Consider the following 19,092-nt stretch of genomic DNA (forward strand, 5'->3'; position numbering starts at 1 on the left):
CCCCGATTATCTCATGTCGATACTGCTTGGTTAAGTCCGACAGGCTGCTAGCAGAAGAAACCAAGTTGATCAGCCAACTTAGCGAACAGGTTTTGGATCAGGCTTGCCGGGATGTCGGCCAATGGATCCGATCAGGCCACCAGGATCTCCGCCTGGCCGTCAACCTCTCCCCTATTGAAGTAGAGCACCCCCGGTTTGTAGAAACCCTAATGGAGCGGGTTAACGCCAACCAGTTCCCTCCCGGCAACCTGGAAATCGAAATCACCGAAAATGTGATCATGAATGACCTGGAACAGATCAGCCAAAAGCTTCGGGAACTGGCCGATATGAACGTTCGTATCGCCATTGATGACTTTGGCACGGGTTACTCGTCACTCAACTACTTGCACAGACTCCCCATTCACACTCTGAAAGTAGATCAATCTTTTGTTCAAGCCATTCGCGGTGGTGTCGATGATGCCTGCATTGTTAACGCCATTGTGGCCATGGCTCATGGCCTAAAACTGAAAATCGTCGCCGAGGGCGTGGAAACAGAGAACCAGCTGCAGTACTTACGCACCCTTGGCTGCCAGCAGGTACAAGGCTTCTTCTATGGCCCAGCACAACCCGCCTCAAACATCAACAAACTACTAACCCAAACAACCATTCGTACCGCCCTATCTGGCTGATTTCTTCTTCTCGCTCTCAATATATTGTCCTACACTCCTATTGAAAACCTTGACCCTGTTTGCAAAGCATTGCTTTGCGTTAACTTGTGTATCTGGAAATGCGCATTACTGCACATAATTTCCCTGCGCCGTTCACTAAGCTCGAACTCACAAGACATTGGCCACCGAAACGCCCGCCGCATGTCGTCAGGGCAAAAAGATAATAACGGCGGCAATATCCCAGCGAACAAGAACAGGCAGCAGTCATCATGCGCGACAAGTACCGTTACATCGGCCCCGTATACGATTTCCTCAGCAATCTCTACAGCGGCAAGAACATTCATCGCTGTAAAACCGCCATGCTGGATGTGGAGACTGTAAAACCCGGGGACCGCATTCTCTTTGCCGGTGTAGGCCATGGCCGTGATGCCATACGCGCAGCGGAACTGGGCGCCGACGTGACCGTTGTTGATCTGTCGGAAACCATGTTACGGAAATTTGGTGAAGCCCAAGAAAGCGACGCCCCTAACCTGACCATTGCCCGCATTCACAGTGACATCATGAAAGTAGCGGAGTTCGGCCAGTACGATATGGTTGTCGCCAACTTCTTCCTCAACGTATTTGACGAAACCATGATGGTGCGGGTTCTGGAGCACCTGATTCAACTTGGCAAAGCCGATGCCAACATTGTTGTAGGTGACTTCTGCTACCCAAGCGGCAATGTATTCTCGCGCCTGTTCAAAAAACTGTACTGGTACATGGCGGTATTCACATTCTGGCTGTTCGCCAACAATGCCTTCCACAAAATCTACAACTACCCAGAACACATGCAGCGCCTAGGGCTAGAGGTCACGGAGAAAAAGCACTTCAAACTGCTAAACATGGACTGCTACTGGTCCATTCTCGGCCGCAAACAGGTGTAACCGGCCGTCTGCAAAATAAAAACAACAGCGGAGAGTCATTATGTCGGAACAAACCCTTGTACTCGGCCAGGCCATAGGGCTTGAAAGCACTGCGTTTACATTCGCTGAGCGGGTAGGATACCTGAAGAAGTTTGGCGGCCACTCCCAATCCTTCTCCACGCTACAAGCGGGCATGCAATACTTCGATGTACCTGGCCTCGGCTACGTGGCCTACATGCGTAAGTGGGGCAGCACATTTGTTCTGTCCGACCCGGTGTGTGCCCCAGAAAATTTCGGTGATATTCTTGAGCAGTTCCACAAGCGTTACCCCAATGCCTCTTATGTTCAGGTTTCCAAGCCGGTGGTCGATTTCATGCATTTACGCTTCGGCTTGTATGGAACGCAATTTGGCAGTGAATCCCGCATTGATTTGGGCAAGTGGGCTCTCAGTGGCAAGAAAAAACAAATTTTGCGCACCGCACTGAACCAAGCAGAAAAGTGCGGAATAACGGTGCAAGAACGCTTCAGTGACGACCACACCCGCGAAATCTCGGAAGCATGGATTCGTACCCGAAAATGCAAAAGCAATGAGATTCGCTTTCTGATCCGACCTATGGAGATGGAGTATCGCGAGAACGAACGCCGTTTCTACGCTTACCAGGGCGGCAAGGCCGTGGGGTTTGTCTACTTCGACCCAATTTATCAAAACAACGAAATCATCAGCTACGTACCTAATATTTCCCGCGCCAACGCAAATTTCCGACAGGGTATTTTTTACACCCTGATGGCGCATGCGATGGAGGCGTTCAAAGCTGAGGGCATCCCTTACCTGGATCTGGGCCTTATCCCTCTGTCTCTTGATTCCGCGACAGAACATCAGGAAAGCCCGCTTCTGAAACGCATTCTGCACGGCCTCTACAACAGGGGGAACTTCCTCTACAATTTCAAAGGGTTGGAGTTTACAAAATCACGGTTCCGGGGCAACAACTTCAAAACCTACTGCTGCCATAAGCGTGGCATTCCCGTTCTGGAGTTTCTCGCCATGTTCAAACTGACCCAGGTGTTATGATTTCCCGAGCCAATTCCCAGTGATCGCATGCGGTTGCAGCGCCAGGCCAGTCATAAAACCGGCGATACCCTCCGGTGCGCTCCCTGAGAACAGAGCAGCGACCACTGGCGTGCAGGACATGTCGTGTTCGCCCACATTCACTGATAGGTGCACTTGCGCCAGAAGCCAAGCTACACGACGGGCAATGGCTTCGCCTGAATCCATCCAGAACTTTACGCCTGGTAGGCTCCGCTTTAGGTTGTCCAACAAAAGCGGGTAGTGAGTGCAGCCAAGAACCACAGTATCAACCCCGGCATCACGCAGCTCTACAACCGCAAGATCAAGTTCAGCTTGTGGCACAGGCACGCCGCGAACCAGACCTTCCGCCCACTGCACCAACCCTGGGTGGCCCACACGCTCTACCTGGCAATCGGCGGCAAATTCCCCGACCAGCTGATCTATATAAGGCCGACGCACGGTTGCCGGGGTGGCTAGAAGGCCTATGCAATGGTTTAAGGTTTGTGCAGCCGCCGGCTTCACCGCCGGCACGACACCAACCACAGGCACCTCTGTCATGGCGCGCAAGTGCGGCAGAGCGACGGTGCTGGCAGTATTGCAGGCAATGACAATAGCGTCACACGGGTATTGTTCAAGCGCCCGGGCAATCAGGGAGCAACAGCGCTCAATCACCACAGATTCAGGCTGGTCCCCGTAAGGGAAAGCCGCATTATCGGCTAGGTACACCATCGACACATGCGGCATGGCTTCATGAACACAGGCCGCCACACTCAGGCCGCCCACGCCAGAATCAAAAATCAGAATTCGGGAAGCCCCGGCTTCGCTCAAAACCCGATACCTCCGCCGGAAATTGCCCTCTCCATATCACGTATCAGGCGCCCAGAAATGGTTGTATCCGGCGGTACTGGAGGTCGGCTGCCGGGCAAAAACCAACCAGCATCCGCCAGTTCATCCTGTTGAAGAACCAACTCACCCCCGGCATAGTCTGCGAAGAACCCAGCCATCAACTGGTGCGGAAATGGCCAAGGCTGGGATGCCTGATACCGGATATTGGTCACATCCAGACCGGTTTCCTCTTTCACCTCGCGAACCACTGCTGCTTCCAAGCTCTCGCCTGGCTCAACAAACCCCGCGATCAGGCTATAAAAATGGCGTTTTGCGTGGGATGATTTTGCCAACAGGTAGCGACCCTCTTTTCGGATAACCACAATCACACAGGGCGCAAGCCGCGGGTACCACGGAATACTGCAGCGGCTGCACCATTTTGCTCTATCCCGTGGGTGAAATCCGGTTCCACCCCCGCATCGGCCACAATATTTATGGTCCTGAAACCACTGCCACACTTGGAAACCGGTACTGAGCATTGCCGCCGGTGCGTCGCTGATCATCATCAGCGCATCCCTCAGGGGGACAACGTCCTGGCCTGCAACCAAAGATTCTGGCATTTCCGTCACGAAAACCGGGCGACCATCGACACTTCCCAGGGAGACAAAACCGCCAGAGCCTGCATCGCCAAGGATGCTTTTCAGCGGCTGTAACCAGCTATTATCCGGTCTAAGAACACCAGAACCCGACAGCGCCAACACGAGATCGCTCTGCTCGGGTGCCTTGGTCGTCCAACCGGGGCTCCAATGAATCGTTGATGTCGCCATGTGCCATCGCACCTTAGTGATAAACGGACCAAACAGGAATGTAACATAGAGCGATGGCCATCAAGAACGCTGCCGTGGCTTCCCGGCTCCTACTCAACCAAGTAAACTTGGCGCCTGTTTTTCATCAGAGCGACATTTTATGCGTCTTTACCAGGGTATTCGGAGCCTGATTCTGACACTTTTCCGGAAAATTCTGTTTTTGTGGGTCAGGACAGACGTCAGCGGGAACAGCGTTGAGGTTCTGGGCCTGTCGCCCGACAAGCCGGTTTGTTACGTACTGCAGTACAGTTCGCTGTCTAGCCGCTTGGTACTTGAACAGGAAGTGATACGAGCACAATTACCCGGCGCCACGACATCGCTCCCGGTAAAAAACGGCCCTGCACACTCATTCTTTTTCCTTTATCGGCGTACCGGCGGTATGTTCCGCAGACGCCAAACGCCGGTTCCCACTTCTGAATTCCAGGCACTGGTGCATTACGGCCTAGAGTATCCCGAACAGGATGTCCAAATTGTTCCCGTTTCCCTGTTCTGGGGCCGTTCCCCAGATAAAGAAAAATCCTTAGTAAAACTACTTTTATCAGACACTTGGGCTGTCGCCGGCCGCCTTCAAAAGCTATTAATTATTCTAGTGCATGGCCGTAACACCTACGTGCAGTTCAACAAGCCTCTTTCTCTGAAGCACGTGATTGAAGAGTATCGCCACAATGAAGAGCGAGCCAACCGCAAGGTTGCACGTATTTTGCGCACCCACTTCCGCAAAGTCCGGCAGGCCGTGCTGGGCCCTGATCTGTCTCATCGCCGAACCCTGGTCTCAGGCCTGCTACGAACCCAAGCGGTAAAAGAGGCTATCCGGGAAACCGCAGCCAAGGAAGACATAGCGCCAGAGAAAGTGCGCGCCAGAGCCTATAAATACGCCGATGAAATTGCTGCCAGCATGTCTATTGTCGCCATCCGTATCTTTGAAGTGGCACTCGCCTGGCTGTGGAACCGCCTCTACAAAGGCATTGCCGTTAACAACATTCAGGTAGTAAAAGAGACGGCGCAGGACAACGCTGTGGTGTATGTACCCTGTCACCGCTCCCATGTTGACTACCTGCTGCTATCTTACGTGCTCTACAAAAACGGCCTGGTGCCCCCACACATCGCTGCTGGCATCAACCTGAACATGCCGATTCTAGGGCCTATCCTGCGCCGGGGCGGGGCTTTTTTCATGCGCCGTAGCTTCCGGGATAACCCGCTATATGCCACGGTTTTCAATGAATACATGCACGTTATGTTTTCTCGCGGCTATTCGGTGGAGTATTTTGTTGAGGGCGGCCGTAGCCGCACCGGGCGAATGCTACAGCCGCGCCCAGGCATGCTCGCTATGACGGTGCGCAGCTTCTTGCGAGATAGTCGCAAGCCGATCGTGTTTATCCCGGTGTATATCGGGTATGAAAAAGTCATGGAAGGACGCTCTTACCTCGGCGAGTTAAGAGGCAAGAAGAAGCAGAAAGAAAGCGTGTTCGGGCTTGCCAAAACCGCCCGTAAACTCAGCAGTTCCTTTGGCCGGGTGGCACTTAACTTTGGCGATGCCATACCTCTATCCGACGTACTAGACGATGTCCACGGCAGTTGGCGTGATGAGGCTTACAGTTCAGAGTATCGCCCCGCTTGGTTGAAGGAGGCGGTTTCCGAACTGTCACTGCGGGTCGCCTCGAATATCAACGCGTCTGTTGCCGTTAACCCCATTGGTATGATCGCAACGGTTCTGCTTGGCACCGAGAGGCTGGCCATGGATGAGGGTCAGCTTATCCGCCTTGCGGACCAATATGCAGATCTCCTGAGAGCATTTCCCTATGCAGAAACCGTGACCCTGCCCGAAGGCAATGGCACAGACTGGGTTACCTACTGCGAGTCCATGGGCCTGATCTCGCGCCAGCCCCAAAAGCTGGGAGATATTATCGGGTTGGAAGGCACCAATGCTACCCTGATGACCTACTACCGGAACAACATCCAGCATCTTTTCGCCCTGCCTGCACTGGTGGCTAGCCTATTCGAGAACAAGAGTTCCCTCGCCCGGGCAAGGATTGTTGATCTCGCAAGCGTAGCCTACCCCTATATTCAGTCGGAACTGTTTTTGAAGTATCAACCTGACGAAGCAAAAGCCGCCATCAACCATTGGATTGATGTGCTGATAGATCAAGGCCTGCTCATTGCCTTGGACAACGAGCGAATTGCCCGCCCGGAAGCAGGCACAGAAGCCATGCTTCGCCTGAGAGTGCTGTCACGGTTCATCATTCAAACCGTGGAGCGTTACCACATCACTTTGGGCATATTGCGCAAGTATGGCTCGGGCAAGATCACTGCTGCGGAACTGGAAGAGCAAAGCACACTATTAGCGGAGCGCATGTCGATATTGTTCGGCCTGAATGCTCCCGAATTTTTTGATAAAACGCTATTCCGAAACTTCATCGCCAACATGCAAAAAAACGGTGTTATCACTACCGATGACAAGGGCCTGCTCTGCTATGGCGAGGGTCTGGATGAGGTGGCCGACGATGCGCGATTGGTACTAAGTGTGGAGAAACGCCAAGCCATTCAGCAAGTGACTATGCTGGGCATCTAGACTCTCAGAAGGGTAGCGCCTTCGAGATAGCATCTAACGCGGCGGCAATGCGCGGATGGGGTAGATATCGTAGCGACTGCTTTTGCCCTCTATCCGCGTGCCTGGCTCTGGCCCGTGAATCGCAGGCGCTTTGCGGGGTCGTTTTACCGCGACCCGATACCTGGCTGCTGCTAAGGCAGCTGCAAGTAGCTCCTCCGAGTCGTCGTCATCCCCGACGATGGTTCTGAAAACCTGCATTTCTTTCTTTACCAATGCAGATTTGTCGCTGTGGGGGAACATAGGGTCGAGATACACCACGTCAGCGACGTGGCTCCCCTCCTGCGCATTAGCCAGCCAGTCGATACTGCTGCCTGCTTGCAGCGTCATACGAGCAACAACGGGGGCACAGTCCACATTCAACGCAGCCCGGGCCAACCCATCTGCAAGCAATGCATGAATCACAGGGTTACGCTCGAACAGACTTACTCGGCATCCAAGGCCGGCAAGTACAAAGGCGTCCTGTCCCAGCCCCGCGGTTGCATCTACCACATGCAAGCCGGCTTTGGTTTTCTGTAAACCTACAGCCCGTGCCACAAGCTGCCCCGTACCACCGCCATGCTCACGGCGGTACCCCATCTTACCGGTCACAAACTCCGCCCTTACCGGCCCCGGAGCGCCCTTTCCTGTTACTTGAACGCCTAGTCCATCCTCATCCAAAAACAACAACGCGCTGGCATGCCGTACATCTTTCGGGCGGACAATCCCCAAGTAAGGCAAGGAAAGATCTGAACTTAACGCCTGAGCCTGATGCTCATCACCAAACGGGCTTCTGGCAACGGCCAGTGGAATAAGTTCATTTGGGGAGGGAGTGTTCGAAGCTTTGGAGCGCGACATCAAATTAGCTACGACCGGGCAGTTTTTTCCAGGCAACTTCGTCCCGGATATATACCGGTTGCGCCTGTTCTGCGGGCACCGCAAGGTCATTACTGAACTTTACAGCGGCCAAGCGTGCGACCCAACTTGCTCGGGGAATGAGAGCTTCATCCACTGAGCTGATTTGGTTTGATACCTCATCAGGCATGTCGGCGCGAAAAACCCATCCCTGACCTGCGCCATCCCAATGTGTAACGCCAGCTTCTAAAACAACTCTGGAAGGCGGGCAAACCCGCTCTTCACCTAACAATTCGGGCAGGCCAGAACGATTTCGGAAGCAACCCCAATAGAGCTCGCTCATGCGGGCATCAAAGGCAACCGCAATGCCCTCATCCTCACTCACCTGTAGTGCGTCAATAGCCCCCAGAGCAACCGCTTCCAGAGAGGACACAGGCACAACTGGGAGGCCAAGGCCCCACGCTAGCCCCTGCACCACGCCCGTGGCAATGCGTACGCCGGTAAATGAGCCAGGGCCGCAGGCGAACGCCAGCGCATCAAGATCTTGTGGCTTGAGCCCTTGCTCCGCCAGCAATTCACGAACCATCGGCATTAGCAGGCGAGTGTGCCCCCGCGGGGCAAGCTCGAACTTCTCAATAACGTGACCGTCAGCAAAAAGGGCTGCAGAGCAGCCCTCAGAGGAGGTGTCCAGTGCCAAAAGTTTCACAGGCGTGAATGGCCTCGGTAGAACATCGATGAATTACTTGAGGCTAGCGCGAATCTGATCGCGAATGCTGTCAAGGCTGCCTACGCCTTCTACACGCACATATTCAGGGGCTACTTCCGGCTGTGTTTCAGCCAGGTCCTGATAATAACCAATCAAAGGCGCAGTCTGGTCGTGATAGATTCCCAGGCGCTTACGAACGGTTTCTTCCTTGTCGTCTTCACGCTGCATCAGCGGCTCGCCGGTTTCGTTGTCCTTGCCCTCAGCTTTGGGCGGATCATATTTTACGTGATATATGCGGCCACTGCCTTCATGCACACGACGACCCGAAAGACGGCTGACAATCTCTTCATCATCCACAGCAATCTCGACGACATAGTCGATAACAATACCCTGATCTTTCAGGGCTTCAGCTTGGGGAATGGTACGAGGGAAGCCATCCAGCAAATAGCCGTTTTTACAATCCGGCTGCTTAATCCGCTCTTCAATCAGCGCAATAATGATATCGTCAGACACCAAACCGCCCGTTGCCATCACTTCCTTAACCTGCTTTCCAAGCTCAGACTCGGCCTTCACGGCTGCCCGAAGCATGTCACCAGTGGAAATCTGGGGAATGCTAAAGCGCTCGGTAATGAACTGGGCTTGAGTACCCTTCCCCGCGCCTGGCGCGCCTAACATGATGATTCGCATAACGCTGTGCTCCCGTTTTCGTCATTATAGTTTAAAAAGTTGCGGCAAAAACCTATGTCTTTGCGACAACCTCTTCCCCCATGAAAAGGTGTCAGCCGAATTCGGCGATGGCGCATTATACGAAGTCAGGCACTTCAGAGAAAGTCGACCTCCGTATCATCTTCAGAAAACGGGTATGTCATCGAAACCAGAGGAACGAGCTCAGGTGACCAGTGACGATGCCAGAGCATCTAGCTCCGGTGCAACCTCATCAATCTCAGAGATCAATTCATTCGTAACTTTAGGCTCCAGTTCTAATCCATGCAGCAACGCCGGAATATCATCAGGATTGAACTCATCACCAATACCGCGCTCTTTAAGTAGCGCGTTGGCCAGTTGAACTATCATCACGTAGTTTTCATGCTCACCCTGATAACCCGCTTGCTGATGCACACCTGCTGCTTTGATGACAGGGCCAGGCAGCTCCCATAGCCGATGTAGAATTCCGCCAATGGCGCCATGCCCTACCGCAAGAATTTCTTGTTCTCCGCCCAGCCCAAATACCTGCTGTTCAAGAGACTGCATACTGGTTTCGGGATTGGCTTCCCGTAGCCTGTTTAGTTCTTTGAACTCAGTTGGGAACAGGTGACCCACCAGTAGCAGACCAAAGTTATGCAGCAAACCACACAGGTATGCCAAGCCTTTGTCAACCCCACAACGGGGCGCCAAGCGTTGGCACAGAAAAGCACAATACAGCGAGTGGCGCCAGAAGTTATCCATACCTAGTATGCCGGCTCTGGGCACATCGAACGCCCGAACCGCGGCAATACCGAGCGCAACATGAGCCACACGATCAAAGCCCAACACCCGGGTTACCGCCTCCTGAACAGAGTTGATTTGGCCGGGATAGTTGAACAAGGCCGAACGGGCATAACGCATAACCTGCGCAGTTAGGCTAGGATCAAACTCTATGAGCTCTCCCAGTTCACGGGCTGTAGCCTCGGTGTTGGAAGTCATTTTTAATATACGCAGAGCCAATGCCGGCATGGGCGGTAGCCGGTACAGCTTTTTCAGTTTACTGGCCACTTCCGACAGCGTGAGTGCGTCTCGTGCAACATCATTACCGGGGCCGCGGATCGTAAGATTCCCGTCCCGCGAACCGGACATGGCCATGCGCAAAGAGCGCCCATCCATTGCGACCAGGGAATTGTTTGTGCCGCTAGAAAACAAAACCCGCTCGAGCTGCACAATATCTTCGTCCAGCAACACCGACAAATCATAAGCATTGCCAACGGGGGGCGTAAATCCAGGATCACAGTCGCTGAACAACCGCATGGCTTGCTCCTCAGTGAGAGGCTGCAAGTGGCGGCTCGTCATTTGCCAAAGGGCTTCTGAGTTAAGGGTGCTGTCGTAGCTGTGAACGACCATCACAATGCCACTGATATCAATCAGAAGGGTTGCCTTGATCACATTGTCTCGGGCTTGCCCCAAATCAGACACAGCCGCATCTAGGCTGGAGGCCCGGGCGATCGGTTGCTCTTGGTAAGCTATGCCCTGTTGAATTAAAAACCTTTCCAGTCGAGCTGCGAGAGCCACGAGAATACTCCTGTTATCCATGGCGGGAGCAGCCCTATGCCTCCCCCTACTCCGTTCCCAGCCGCTTTAGCCGGTGTTACGCATGCCCGCGGAAATGCCCGCCATTGTAACTTTCAATGCGCGCTCTACCAGTTCCGGTACCTCGCCCTTGCCTTCGCTTTCACGGTCGCGCCTTAATAGCTCCGCCTGAAGATAATGCAAGGGATCTGTATAGGGATTGCGCACATGCATGGAGTGCGCAAATACGGGTTCACCCTCCAGCAACTCAGTTTGTTCCTTTAGCTCTAGAAGGCGCTGAACACAGCTCTCAAGACGCCTGCCCAAGCTGACTCCAAGCGCTTTGAGTTTATCATCGTCCAACAAGGTCTTTTCGTAATAACTCGCGATGCGCAGATCCGCTTTGGCCAGCACCATTTCAAGCATGTCTACGTAGGTACGAAAAAACGGCCACCCTTGCATCATCTCACGCAATTCGGGCAACCTACCTTCTTTAGCCGCATCTTCAAGCGCCACATCACTACCCAGCCAGCTGGGCAACATCAGACGCATTTGAGTCCAGGCAAAAATCCAGGGAATGGCGCGCAAACTCTCCACACCGCCACTGGCTTTACGCCGTGCAGGCCGGCTGCCCAATGCCAATTTCCCCAGAGCCTGCTCCGGAGTCACCTGGCGGAAATAGGGCACAAAATCCGAGTTCTCCCGAACCACTTCACGATAGGCGTCAAGGGAGCGTTCTGTTAACCAGTCCATGGTTTCACGCCAGCTATCTTCAGGCTCAGGCGGTGGCGCCAGGGTTGCCTCAATCACCGCCGAGGTGTACAGCGTTAGGCTTTGTACCGCCAGCCGGGGCAAGCCAAACTTGAACCGGATCATTTCGCCCTGCTCGGTAATACGGAAGCTGCCGTTCACCGAGCCGGGGGGCTGGGACAAGATCGCACGGTTTGCTGGGCCGCCACCGCGGCCAACAGTGCCGCCTCTGCCGTGAAACAGGGTCAGATGAACACCGTACTGGCTCGCCACCTGAGTAAGCTGTTCTTGTGCCTGATACTGAGCCCAAGCCGCCATAAGCTGGCCGGCATCTTTGGAGGAATCTGAGTAGCCAATCATGACTTCCTGCCGGCCTTGGCAATAGTCCCGGTACCAATCCACCTCGTACAACGCGGCCATACTGGCTGGCGCACCGCGCAGATCGTCCAGGGTTTCAAACAGCGGAACCACCCGCATGGGGAATTTCATGCCCGACTCGCGCAGCAGCAAGATAACGCTGAGCACGTCAGAGGGTTTACTGGCCATTGAAATAACGTACGAGCCCAGAGCTTCTGGCGTTTGCTGTGCGACCACTTCGCAGGTGTCTAGCACCTCACGTACTTGGGCGGAAGGCTCCCAATTTCGCGGTACCAGCGGGCGACGCCCTTGAAGCTCTTGCACCAGAAATGCCTGGCGCTCTTTTTCAGTCCAAGACAGATAATCGCCCAGACCAAGATACTCAACCATCTCGGCAACTGCCTCTGCGTGACGGGTCGCTTCTTGGCGGATGTCCAAACGAATCAACGGAAGGCCGAAGGTGTGGGCACGGCGAATTGTGTCCAGCAATGCACCTTTGGCAATGTGCTCAAGCCCACACTCAACCAACGAGCGATAGCACAGCTCCAGCGGAGCCGTCAGATCTTCGTTCTCGAAGAGGATGTCAGTGGCATTCGCCGTCTCGCCGTTCACGCGGGCCTCAGCCCAGTCCCGGGTATTAATTAACCGATCCCGCAGCTCCGCCAGTACCTGCCGGTATGGCTCCCGGGATTCGCCTGCAAAGCTGCGCAACTCATCATTGGCCTGCCACATAGATAGCTCTGCCCTGAGCGACTGGATATCACGGAGAAACAAGTCCGCGGCCATCCAGCGCCCCAGCAGGAACACCTTATGGGTTACCTTATGGGTGACATTCGGGTTGCCGTCACGGTCGCCGCCCATCCACGAAGCAATACGGACAGGTGATGCCTGTAAAGGCAGCCCTTTCCCTGTGGCGTTCTGAAGAGATGCATCAAGGTCATCAACAAACCGCGGCAGCGCCTGCCAAAGGCTGTTTTCGATGACCGCAAAGCCCCATTTAGCCTCATCCACCGCCGTGGGCCGTTCATGACGGATTTCATCCGTATGCCATGCCTCCTCAACGAGCCGAGATAGCCGCGCTGTAATCGCTTCCCTTTCATCAGGCAGCAGATCACTATGATCCAGGCTAGCAAGGCATTCAGACATTTCATCGTACTTCATGATCAGTGTGCGACGCGCCACTTCCGTAGGGTGCGCAGTCAGCACAAACTCTACACGCAAATCTGCCACACACTGGTGCAGCGCCTCGGCACTGACGCCGCTGTTTTTCAGGCGACCGAATACCTCAGCCAGCGGCTCCACCATAAGATCAGAGTGGTGATCACGCCTGCGGCGAATACCATGGTATTGCTCAGCCAAGTTCGCAAGGTTAAGAAACTGGTTAAACGCTCTGGTGACTGGCAATAGTTCGTCATCGCGCAGCTTGCCGAGAAGGTTGACCAAGCGCTGGCCTGAACCGCTCTCTTGCCGGCGGTCGGATTTGGCTGCAGCCCGGATTTCCTCAATAAGCTCAAAACAGTCCTGGCCTGGATGGCGCTGGATACTCTGGCCCAGCAATTCGCCCAGCATACGGACATTTTCACGGAGATCAGGGTGTAGCTCGGTCACATTGGCGCCCTTATAATTGACGGAGACAAAGTAAACTTACGATACTAAGGATTTACTGGAAAAGTCTATTGGCGTTTGGGGGATAAAGGCCTGTCAGCGCTTTTTTTCCACACCCTTAACGGATTGCCAAATCTCATCGAGCGCTTCGAGTGTTTCCGCATCAAACGAGCGGCCTTCTCGCTCCAGAACCTGCTCGATGGCCCTAAACCGCGCCTCAAACTTGTGGTTGGTGCGTCCAATCGCCTGCTCTGGGTTAACCTTCATGAAGCGCGCCAGGTTCACGCACACGAACAATAAGTCACCCAACTCATCTTCGACAGCGTCGTGATCACCCTGCCCAGATTCGGCAGCCTGCCAGGCCTCCTTCAATTCGTCGATTTCTTCATGGAGTTTGTCGAACACTGGGCCCACGTTGGGCCAATCGAACCCATGTCGTGAGGCTCGCTTCTGCAGTTTTTCCGCCCGAACCATCCCAGGCAGAGCCCGGGCGATACCATCAAGCCGACTGGGCAACGCTGCGGCTGCAGTATCTTCAGCTTGCTTTTTGGCCCGTTCCTCGGCTTTGATGCGCTCCCAACTCTCTTTGATCCAAGCTTCATCTGGCCGGTTATCGGGGTCAATGCGGCTTTCCAGCGTACCCTCGGGAAAAACATGCGGGTGCCGACGTACAAGCTTGCGCACCAGGTTGTCGACCACCGCATCAAAACTGAAACGTCCTTCCTCCGCCCCTATCTGGGAGTAGAAAATCACTTGAAACAGTAAGTCGCCCAATTCATCTTTCAGGTTGCCGTAATCCTCCCGCTCAATGGCATCCGCCACTTCGTGGGCCTCTTCCAGGGTGTGCGGAACAATGCTTCTGAACGTCTGTTTGGTATCCCAGGGGCAGCCAGTCTCTGGGTCTCGTAGCCTGGCCATTAGAACTTTAAGATCATCAATGGAATAGCTCATGCGCGCTTGCGCCTGACGTCGATAATATTAGGAAGGTTACGGATTTGAGCGAGCAACCGCGCCAACTGCTCCAAGCTATTGATTTCCACTGTAACGATCATGGTCGCGGTGTTGTCATCACGGTTTGATAGGGTATTGAGAGACAGAACATCACTTTTTGATGCCGACAGTACCTGTGTAATGTCCCGCAGCAAGCCGGATCTGTCATAGGCTTCAATCTCGATATCCACTGGGTATACAGAGGCCTGCTGGCCGCCCCAGCTCACCTCAATAATCCGGTGAGGCTCAACCTCCTGTAGATTGAGGAACGTAAGGCAGTCTTGGCGGTGAACGGTTACACCCCGGCCAACGGTGATATACCCACCAATGGCATCACCAGGCAACGGTTTGCAGCACTTAGCTACCTGGGTCTTTAGCTTACCTACACCCACAATCTGGATATCCGATTCTGTATCGTAAGGCTGGCGCCGCTGCGCTGTCAGCTTCAGATCCATCTGCTCGGATTTTGGCTCCAGCATCTGCTGGGCTACGTTAGCCACGTGTGCAGGGCGAAGATCACCCGCACCCACAGCGGCAAACATATCGTCGGCGCTGTGATAGTTCACTTTCAACGCCAGCTCACTCAGCCCCACATCGTGCAGTGACAAGCGCCTGAACTCATCTTCGATGATGGCGCGACCATCTGTTACGTTACGCTCGCGATTCTGCTGTTTAAACCAGTGGGTTACCTTAGCCCGAGCCCGGGACGTATGAATGTAACCAAGATTAGGATTCAGCCAATCCCGGCTGGGCGCGGGATTGGTCTTAGAAGTAAGAATGAATACCTGTTCTCCGGTTTTCAATGGGTATGTCAGCGGAACAATCCGGCTATCCACCCGCGCACCACGGCAAGCGTGGCCAATCTCAGTGTGAACCCGGTAGGCGAAATCAACTGGCGTAGCCCCCTGGGCCAAATCGACAACGTGCCCTTCGGGCGTGAAAACATAGACCCGGTCCGATACCACGTCGGATTTGAGGTGATCCGCCAATCCCGACAGATCGCCCAGCTCTTCCTGCCACTCCAGAACCTGCCGAAGCCAGTTGATTTTGGCATCATAGCCGGATGATTTATTGCCTTTGTCTGTACCCTTGTAAAGCCAGTGAGCGCACACACCAAGCTCAGCATCTTCGTGCATATTGTGGGTACGGATTTGGACTTCCATTACCTTGCCATCTGGCCCTATCACCGCCGTATGCAGGGACTGGTAGCCATTCTCTTTAGGGTTGGCAACGTAATCATCAAACTCGTTTGGAATATGGCGCCAGAGCGTATGCACAATTCCAAGAGCGGCATAGCAATCCCGCACTTCCGGAACCAGAACACGCACAGCTCTTATGTCGTATACTTGGGAGAAGTCGATGCCTTTTATACGCATCTTCCGCCAGATGCTGTAGATATGCTTGGCGCGGCCAGCAAGCGCAGCTTCAATTCCGGAGGCTTTCAACTCCCCCTGCAGGGTCGCAATCACACGGCGGATATAGCCTTCCCGGTCGAGGCGTTTTTCGTCCAGAAGTTTGGCGATTTTTTTGTACGCTGTTTCGTGCAGATAGCGGAACGAGAGATCTTCCAGCTCCCACTTGATGTGCCCAATACCCAGGCGATGAGCCAGCGGCGCGTAGATATCGAACACTTCTCGAGCCACTCGCATGCGCTTTTCTTCCGGCGCATTTTTAACCCCACGGATAGCGCAGGTTCGCTCGGCAAGCTTTATCAAGGCAACCCGGACATCATCAACCATGGTGACCAGCATTTTACGGACGTTGTCCAGTTGGCCTTCGCTCTGCCCGAGCACATTGCCTTTGAGAGGGTGATGTATAGAGGAAATGGCCGCCATCTGCTGCACACCATTTATCAGCCCGGCTATTTCATCACCAAATTCCTTGCGGATGACTTCAAGAGCAACCCGCTCCTCACGTACGGCGCGGTATAGGATCGCGGCAACGAGACTGGCCTGATCCAAGCGCAACTCTACCAGCACCTGTGCCATTTCAATGCCAATACGGAAACTGCTGGAGCCAGGTGCCCACAAACGGTCTTCCCGGAAGGCCTGCAAATCGATTTCAGCAGACTTTTCACAGGCCCGACGAAACTGTTCCACATCATCCAGGTGGGTTTGCGAGGCAATCTGCTGAACCCAACCCTCAATATCAAGCTGACCATCGCCGGTCATTGCGTAGTCTTCGCGAACTTTTACCATATCTGTCTTATTATTCCTGGTGATTCAACAGCAATCCCTTGCCGCATATAACATTCAGTGTGAGTCCAGCTCAAACAACGCAATAGACTCCACATGCGTGGTATGGGGGAACATGTCCATCACACCCGCACGTACCAAACGGTACCCGTTACGGGCCATCACGCCAGCGTCTCGGGCCAGAGTGGCAGGATTGCAAGATACGTACACGATGCTACGAGCGCCGAATGCAGTCAGGTATTTACAGATGTCCTCTGCACCGGAACGCGGCGGGTCGATAAGGATTTTATCAAAGCCCTCCTTCGCCCAGCTTTGGCCGGTAAAATCACCGTGCAAATCCGCACCGTGAAATGACACATTCTCAAGCCCGTTCAGTTCCGCATTCTCGCGGCCCCTGACGACCATGGCATCGTCGCCTTCTACACCAACCACTTGGCCGCCTTTGCGTGCAAGCGGCAGGGTAAAGTTGCCCAGCCCACAGAACAAATCCAGAACCCGCTCGCCTGGCTGCACATCCAGCCACTCCACAGCTCTGTTTACCATGGTCTTATTAATATCTGCATTGACTTGGGTAAAGTCCATGGGATGAAACTTCATGGTCAGATCGAACGCATCTAGCCGGTAACTCAGGCGCTCATCATCCCGGCCCGAAGATTCTGGCCAAATACGGTGAACGGTATCGGGGCCTTTGGGCTGCAGGTAGATGTGCAGGTCGTGGGCTTGGCCAAAACCAATAAGCTTTTCCCGATCGCTACTGCTCAGGTCCTCCATGTTTCGGAAAACCATCGCGGCAGTATCGTCGCCGCAGGCAACCTCCACTTGCGGGATACGGGCATAGGCATCCATGCTGTGGAGCAGTTCACGCAGTGGAACAATGCGTTCGCCAATACGTGGGTCCAGCACCACACAACGGTCGATGTCCGTAAGGAAGCTGTTCCGCTTCTCCCTAAAGCCCACCAACACAGATTCCCGCGCCCTAACGTAGCGCACGCCCATACGCGCCTTGCGCCGGTATCCCAATGTGTTATCCGGGCGCAACGGTGCAATCCACTCTTCCGGCTCAATGCCACCAAAGTGCGCAAACTGCTCACGCAAAGTGTTTTCCTTGAAACGAATCTGCGCATCACTGCTCATGTGTTGAAGGCTGCAACCGCCACACAGGTCGGCAAACTCGCAAGGAGGCGCTTGCCGATCGGGGGCCGATTCCAGCACCTCAAGCGTGCGCAACTCATCAAACTTGCTTCGGGTGGAGACCACCTTGGCCATAACTTTTTCACCCGGCAACGCACCATCCACAAATAGGACCTTGCCGTCCTGACGAGCTATGCCGCGGCCATCATGGCTAAGGGTTTCCACATCACAGCGCACGGGTTCCGTAGGAAGTACCTTCCTGCGTCGTCTGCTCATAGTCTGTTCTCTTGCTGTCGTCAGGTTTAGGCGCCGGGGAATACGCCGGTCGATAAATAGCGGTCGCCGCGATCACAAATAATGGCCACGATAATGGCGTTTTCAACCTGCTCTGACAGGCGAAGCGCGGCTGCAATAGAGCCGCCAGATGACACGCCGCAGAACAAACCTTCGCGTTCTGCCAGAGCGCGCATGGTGTCCTCTGCTTCTTGCTGACCAATGTCGACCACCTGATCCACACGAGCCGCATCGTATATGCTGGGCAGGTATGCCTCCGGCCAGCGGCGAATGCCTGGGATGGAGGCGCCCTCTGTGGGCTGTAAGCCTATGATGCTGATATCAGGATTACGTTCCTTTAGGTACCGCGACACACCCATAATGGTGCCGGTGGTACCCATGGAACTGACAAAATGGGTGACCCGCCCTTCGGTCTGCTCCCAGATCTCAGGGCCAGTGGTGCGATAGTGGGAAAGCGGGTTGTCTTGGTTACTGAACTGATCAAGCACCTTGCCCTTGCCATCAGCATCCATCTGCAGAGCCATATCCCGTGCCACTTCCATGCCCTCTTCGCCGCTCACGGTAATGATTTCTGCACCATAGGCTCTCATGGATGCTCTGCGCTCTTCGCTCATGTTGGCCGGCATAATGAGGATCATACGGTAGCCTTTGATAGCCGCGGCCATGGCCAATGCAATGCCGGTATTGCCACTGGTTGCCTCAATCAGCGTATCGCCCGGTTTGATTTCACCGCGACGTTCGGCTTCTTGAATCATCCCCATGGCCGGTCGATCTTTTACCGAGCCGGCGGGATTATTACCCTCAAGCTTGGCCAAAATCACATTGCTGGTATCGCCAGGAAGACGCTGCAACCGAACCAGAGGCGTATGCCCGACATAATCTTCAATGGTGGGAAAATGCATATGAGAACCCTGTGGTACACTTTTGGGTTGGCATGATACGCCTTATAGCCCCAGTCGCCCAATACGGCTTCTCGCTAAAACCATGACTGAAGGCTATATAAATAGTGTACTTCTCGGTTCAGCCGGCACTGATAGCAAACTATCTGTGCCCGGATGAC

At 54.2% G+C, this 19,092-nt stretch carries 15 protein-coding genes; 4 read left to right on the forward strand and 11 right to left on the reverse strand.

From position 1 onward, the window contains the following. From ACTH3S_RS01010 to ACTH3S_RS01020, 3 genes are all read left to right on the forward strand, one after another. Positions 1-668: EAL domain-containing protein (locus tag ACTH3S_RS01010; RefSeq protein ID WP_441807154.1), on the forward strand; the 668-nt coding region annotated here is incomplete at its 5' end. Positions 669-916: 248 nt separating this feature from the next. Continuing rightward, positions 917-1,570 carry a class I SAM-dependent methyltransferase gene (locus tag ACTH3S_RS01015; RefSeq protein ID WP_441807155.1) on the forward strand — a complete coding sequence of 218 codons (654 nt, stop codon included), beginning with the start codon at positions 917-919 and terminating at the stop codon, positions 1,568-1,570. A gap of 40 nt (positions 1,571-1,610) precedes the next feature. Further along, positions 1,611-2,618 (forward strand): DUF2156 domain-containing protein, encoded by a 1,008-nt coding sequence (locus tag ACTH3S_RS01020; RefSeq protein WP_441807156.1) that lies wholly within the window; start codon positions 1,611-1,613, stop codon positions 2,616-2,618. On the opposite strand, the gene murI is transcribed toward ACTH3S_RS01020, so the two are convergent. Further along, on the reverse strand, positions 2,613-3,443 hold the full coding sequence (gene murI, locus ACTH3S_RS01025) for a glutamate racemase (RefSeq protein WP_441807157.1): 831 nt from the start codon (positions 3,441-3,443) through the stop codon (positions 2,613-2,615). The two genes, ACTH3S_RS01020 and murI, sit on opposite strands and share 6 nt — an antisense overlap. Then, positions 3,440-4,267 (reverse strand): NAD(+) diphosphatase, encoded by an 828-nt coding sequence (nudC, locus tag ACTH3S_RS01030; protein ID WP_441807158.1) that lies wholly within the window; start codon positions 4,265-4,267, stop codon positions 3,440-3,442. Before nudC ends, murI begins: the two co-directional genes overlap by 4 nt. A 139-nt stretch (positions 4,268-4,406) precedes the next feature. On the opposite strand from nudC, the gene plsB reads away from it, so the two are divergent. Continuing rightward, on the forward strand, positions 4,407-6,875 hold the full coding sequence (gene plsB, locus ACTH3S_RS01035; RefSeq protein WP_441807159.1) for a glycerol-3-phosphate 1-O-acyltransferase PlsB: 2,469 nt from the start codon (positions 4,407-4,409) through the stop codon (positions 6,873-6,875). Positions 6,876-6,908: 33 nt separating this feature from the next. On the opposite strand, the gene ACTH3S_RS01040 is transcribed toward plsB, so the two are convergent. The 9 genes from ACTH3S_RS01040 to cysM form a co-directional block, all read right to left on the reverse strand. Continuing rightward, positions 6,909-7,748, reverse strand: a complete 840-nt coding sequence (locus ACTH3S_RS01040; RefSeq protein WP_441807160.1) for a class I SAM-dependent methyltransferase — start codon at positions 7,746-7,748, stop codon at positions 6,909-6,911. Positions 7,749-7,752: 4 nt separating this feature from the next. Further along, entirely contained in the window at positions 7,753-8,451 is a 699-nt protein-coding gene (gene tsaB / locus ACTH3S_RS01045) for a tRNA (adenosine(37)-N6)-threonylcarbamoyltransferase complex dimerization subunit type 1 TsaB (RefSeq protein ID WP_441807161.1), read from the reverse strand. Between the two features lie 33 nt (positions 8,452-8,484). Beyond that, complete coding sequence (adk, locus tag ACTH3S_RS01050; protein ID WP_441807162.1) at positions 8,485-9,138, reverse strand: adenylate kinase; 654 nt, start codon at positions 9,136-9,138, stop codon at positions 8,485-8,487. Positions 9,139-9,339: 201 nt separating this feature from the next. Further along, the gene (locus ACTH3S_RS01055) at positions 9,340-10,713 is read right to left on the reverse strand and encodes an HDOD domain-containing protein (RefSeq protein WP_441807163.1); all 1,374 of its coding nucleotides are present in this window, start codon (positions 10,711-10,713) and stop codon (positions 9,340-9,342) included. A gap of 66 nt (positions 10,714-10,779) precedes the next feature. Beyond that, positions 10,780-13,425 carry a phosphoenolpyruvate carboxylase gene (gene ppc, locus ACTH3S_RS01060; RefSeq protein ID WP_441807164.1) on the reverse strand — a complete coding sequence of 882 codons (2,646 nt, stop codon included), beginning with the start codon at positions 13,423-13,425 and terminating at the stop codon, positions 10,780-10,782. Between the two features lie 93 nt (positions 13,426-13,518). Next, entirely contained in the window at positions 13,519-14,373 is an 855-nt protein-coding gene (gene mazG, locus ACTH3S_RS01065; protein ID WP_441807165.1) for a nucleoside triphosphate pyrophosphohydrolase, read from the reverse strand. Then, the gene (gene relA, locus ACTH3S_RS01070; protein ID WP_441807166.1) at positions 14,370-16,610 is read right to left on the reverse strand and encodes a GTP diphosphokinase; all 2,241 of its coding nucleotides are present in this window, start codon (positions 16,608-16,610) and stop codon (positions 14,370-14,372) included. The genes mazG and relA overlap by 4 nt, the downstream gene beginning before the upstream one ends. A 54-nt stretch (positions 16,611-16,664) precedes the next feature. Continuing rightward, on the reverse strand, positions 16,665-18,014 hold the full coding sequence (gene rlmD / locus ACTH3S_RS01075) for a 23S rRNA (uracil(1939)-C(5))-methyltransferase RlmD (RefSeq protein WP_441807167.1): 1,350 nt from the start codon (positions 18,012-18,014) through the stop codon (positions 16,665-16,667). A gap of 26 nt (positions 18,015-18,040) precedes the next feature. Further along, complete coding sequence (gene cysM / locus ACTH3S_RS01080) at positions 18,041-18,934, reverse strand: cysteine synthase CysM (protein ID WP_441807168.1); 894 nt, start codon at positions 18,932-18,934, stop codon at positions 18,041-18,043. Between the last annotated feature and the right edge of the window lie 158 nt (positions 18,935-19,092).

The organism is Marinobacter sp., assembly GCF_052094685.1.
Taxonomy (GTDB): Bacteria; Pseudomonadota; Gammaproteobacteria; order Pseudomonadales; family Oleiphilaceae; genus Marinobacter.

Coding starts and splice junctions, on each gene's coding strand:
- ACTH3S_RS01015 (WP_441807155.1), top strand. CDS start 917: ATGCGCGACAAGTACCGTTACATCGGCCCCGTATACGATTTCCTCAGC.
- ACTH3S_RS01020 (WP_441807156.1), top strand. CDS start 1,611: ATGTCGGAACAAACCCTTGTACTCGGCCAGGCCATAGGGCTTGAAAGC.
- nudC (WP_441807158.1), bottom strand. CDS start 4,267: ATGGCGACATCAACGATTCATTGGAGCCCCGGTTGGACGACCAAGGCA.
- plsB (WP_441807159.1), top strand. CDS start 4,407: ATGCGTCTTTACCAGGGTATTCGGAGCCTGATTCTGACACTTTTCCGG.
- ACTH3S_RS01040 (WP_441807160.1), bottom strand. CDS start 7,748: ATGTCGCGCTCCAAAGCTTCGAACACTCCCTCCCCAAATGAACTTATT.
- adk (WP_441807162.1), bottom strand. CDS start 9,138: ATGCGAATCATCATGTTAGGCGCGCCAGGCGCGGGGAAGGGTACTCAA.
- mazG (WP_441807165.1), bottom strand. CDS start 14,373: ATGAGCTATTCCATTGATGATCTTAAAGTTCTAATGGCCAGGCTACGA.
- relA (WP_441807166.1), bottom strand. CDS start 16,610: ATGGTAAAAGTTCGCGAAGACTACGCAATGACCGGCGATGGTCAGCTT.
- rlmD (WP_441807167.1), bottom strand. CDS start 18,014: ATGAGCAGACGACGCAGGAAGGTACTTCCTACGGAACCCGTGCGCTGT.
- cysM (WP_441807168.1), bottom strand. CDS start 18,934: ATGCATTTTCCCACCATTGAAGATTATGTCGGGCATACGCCTCTGGTT.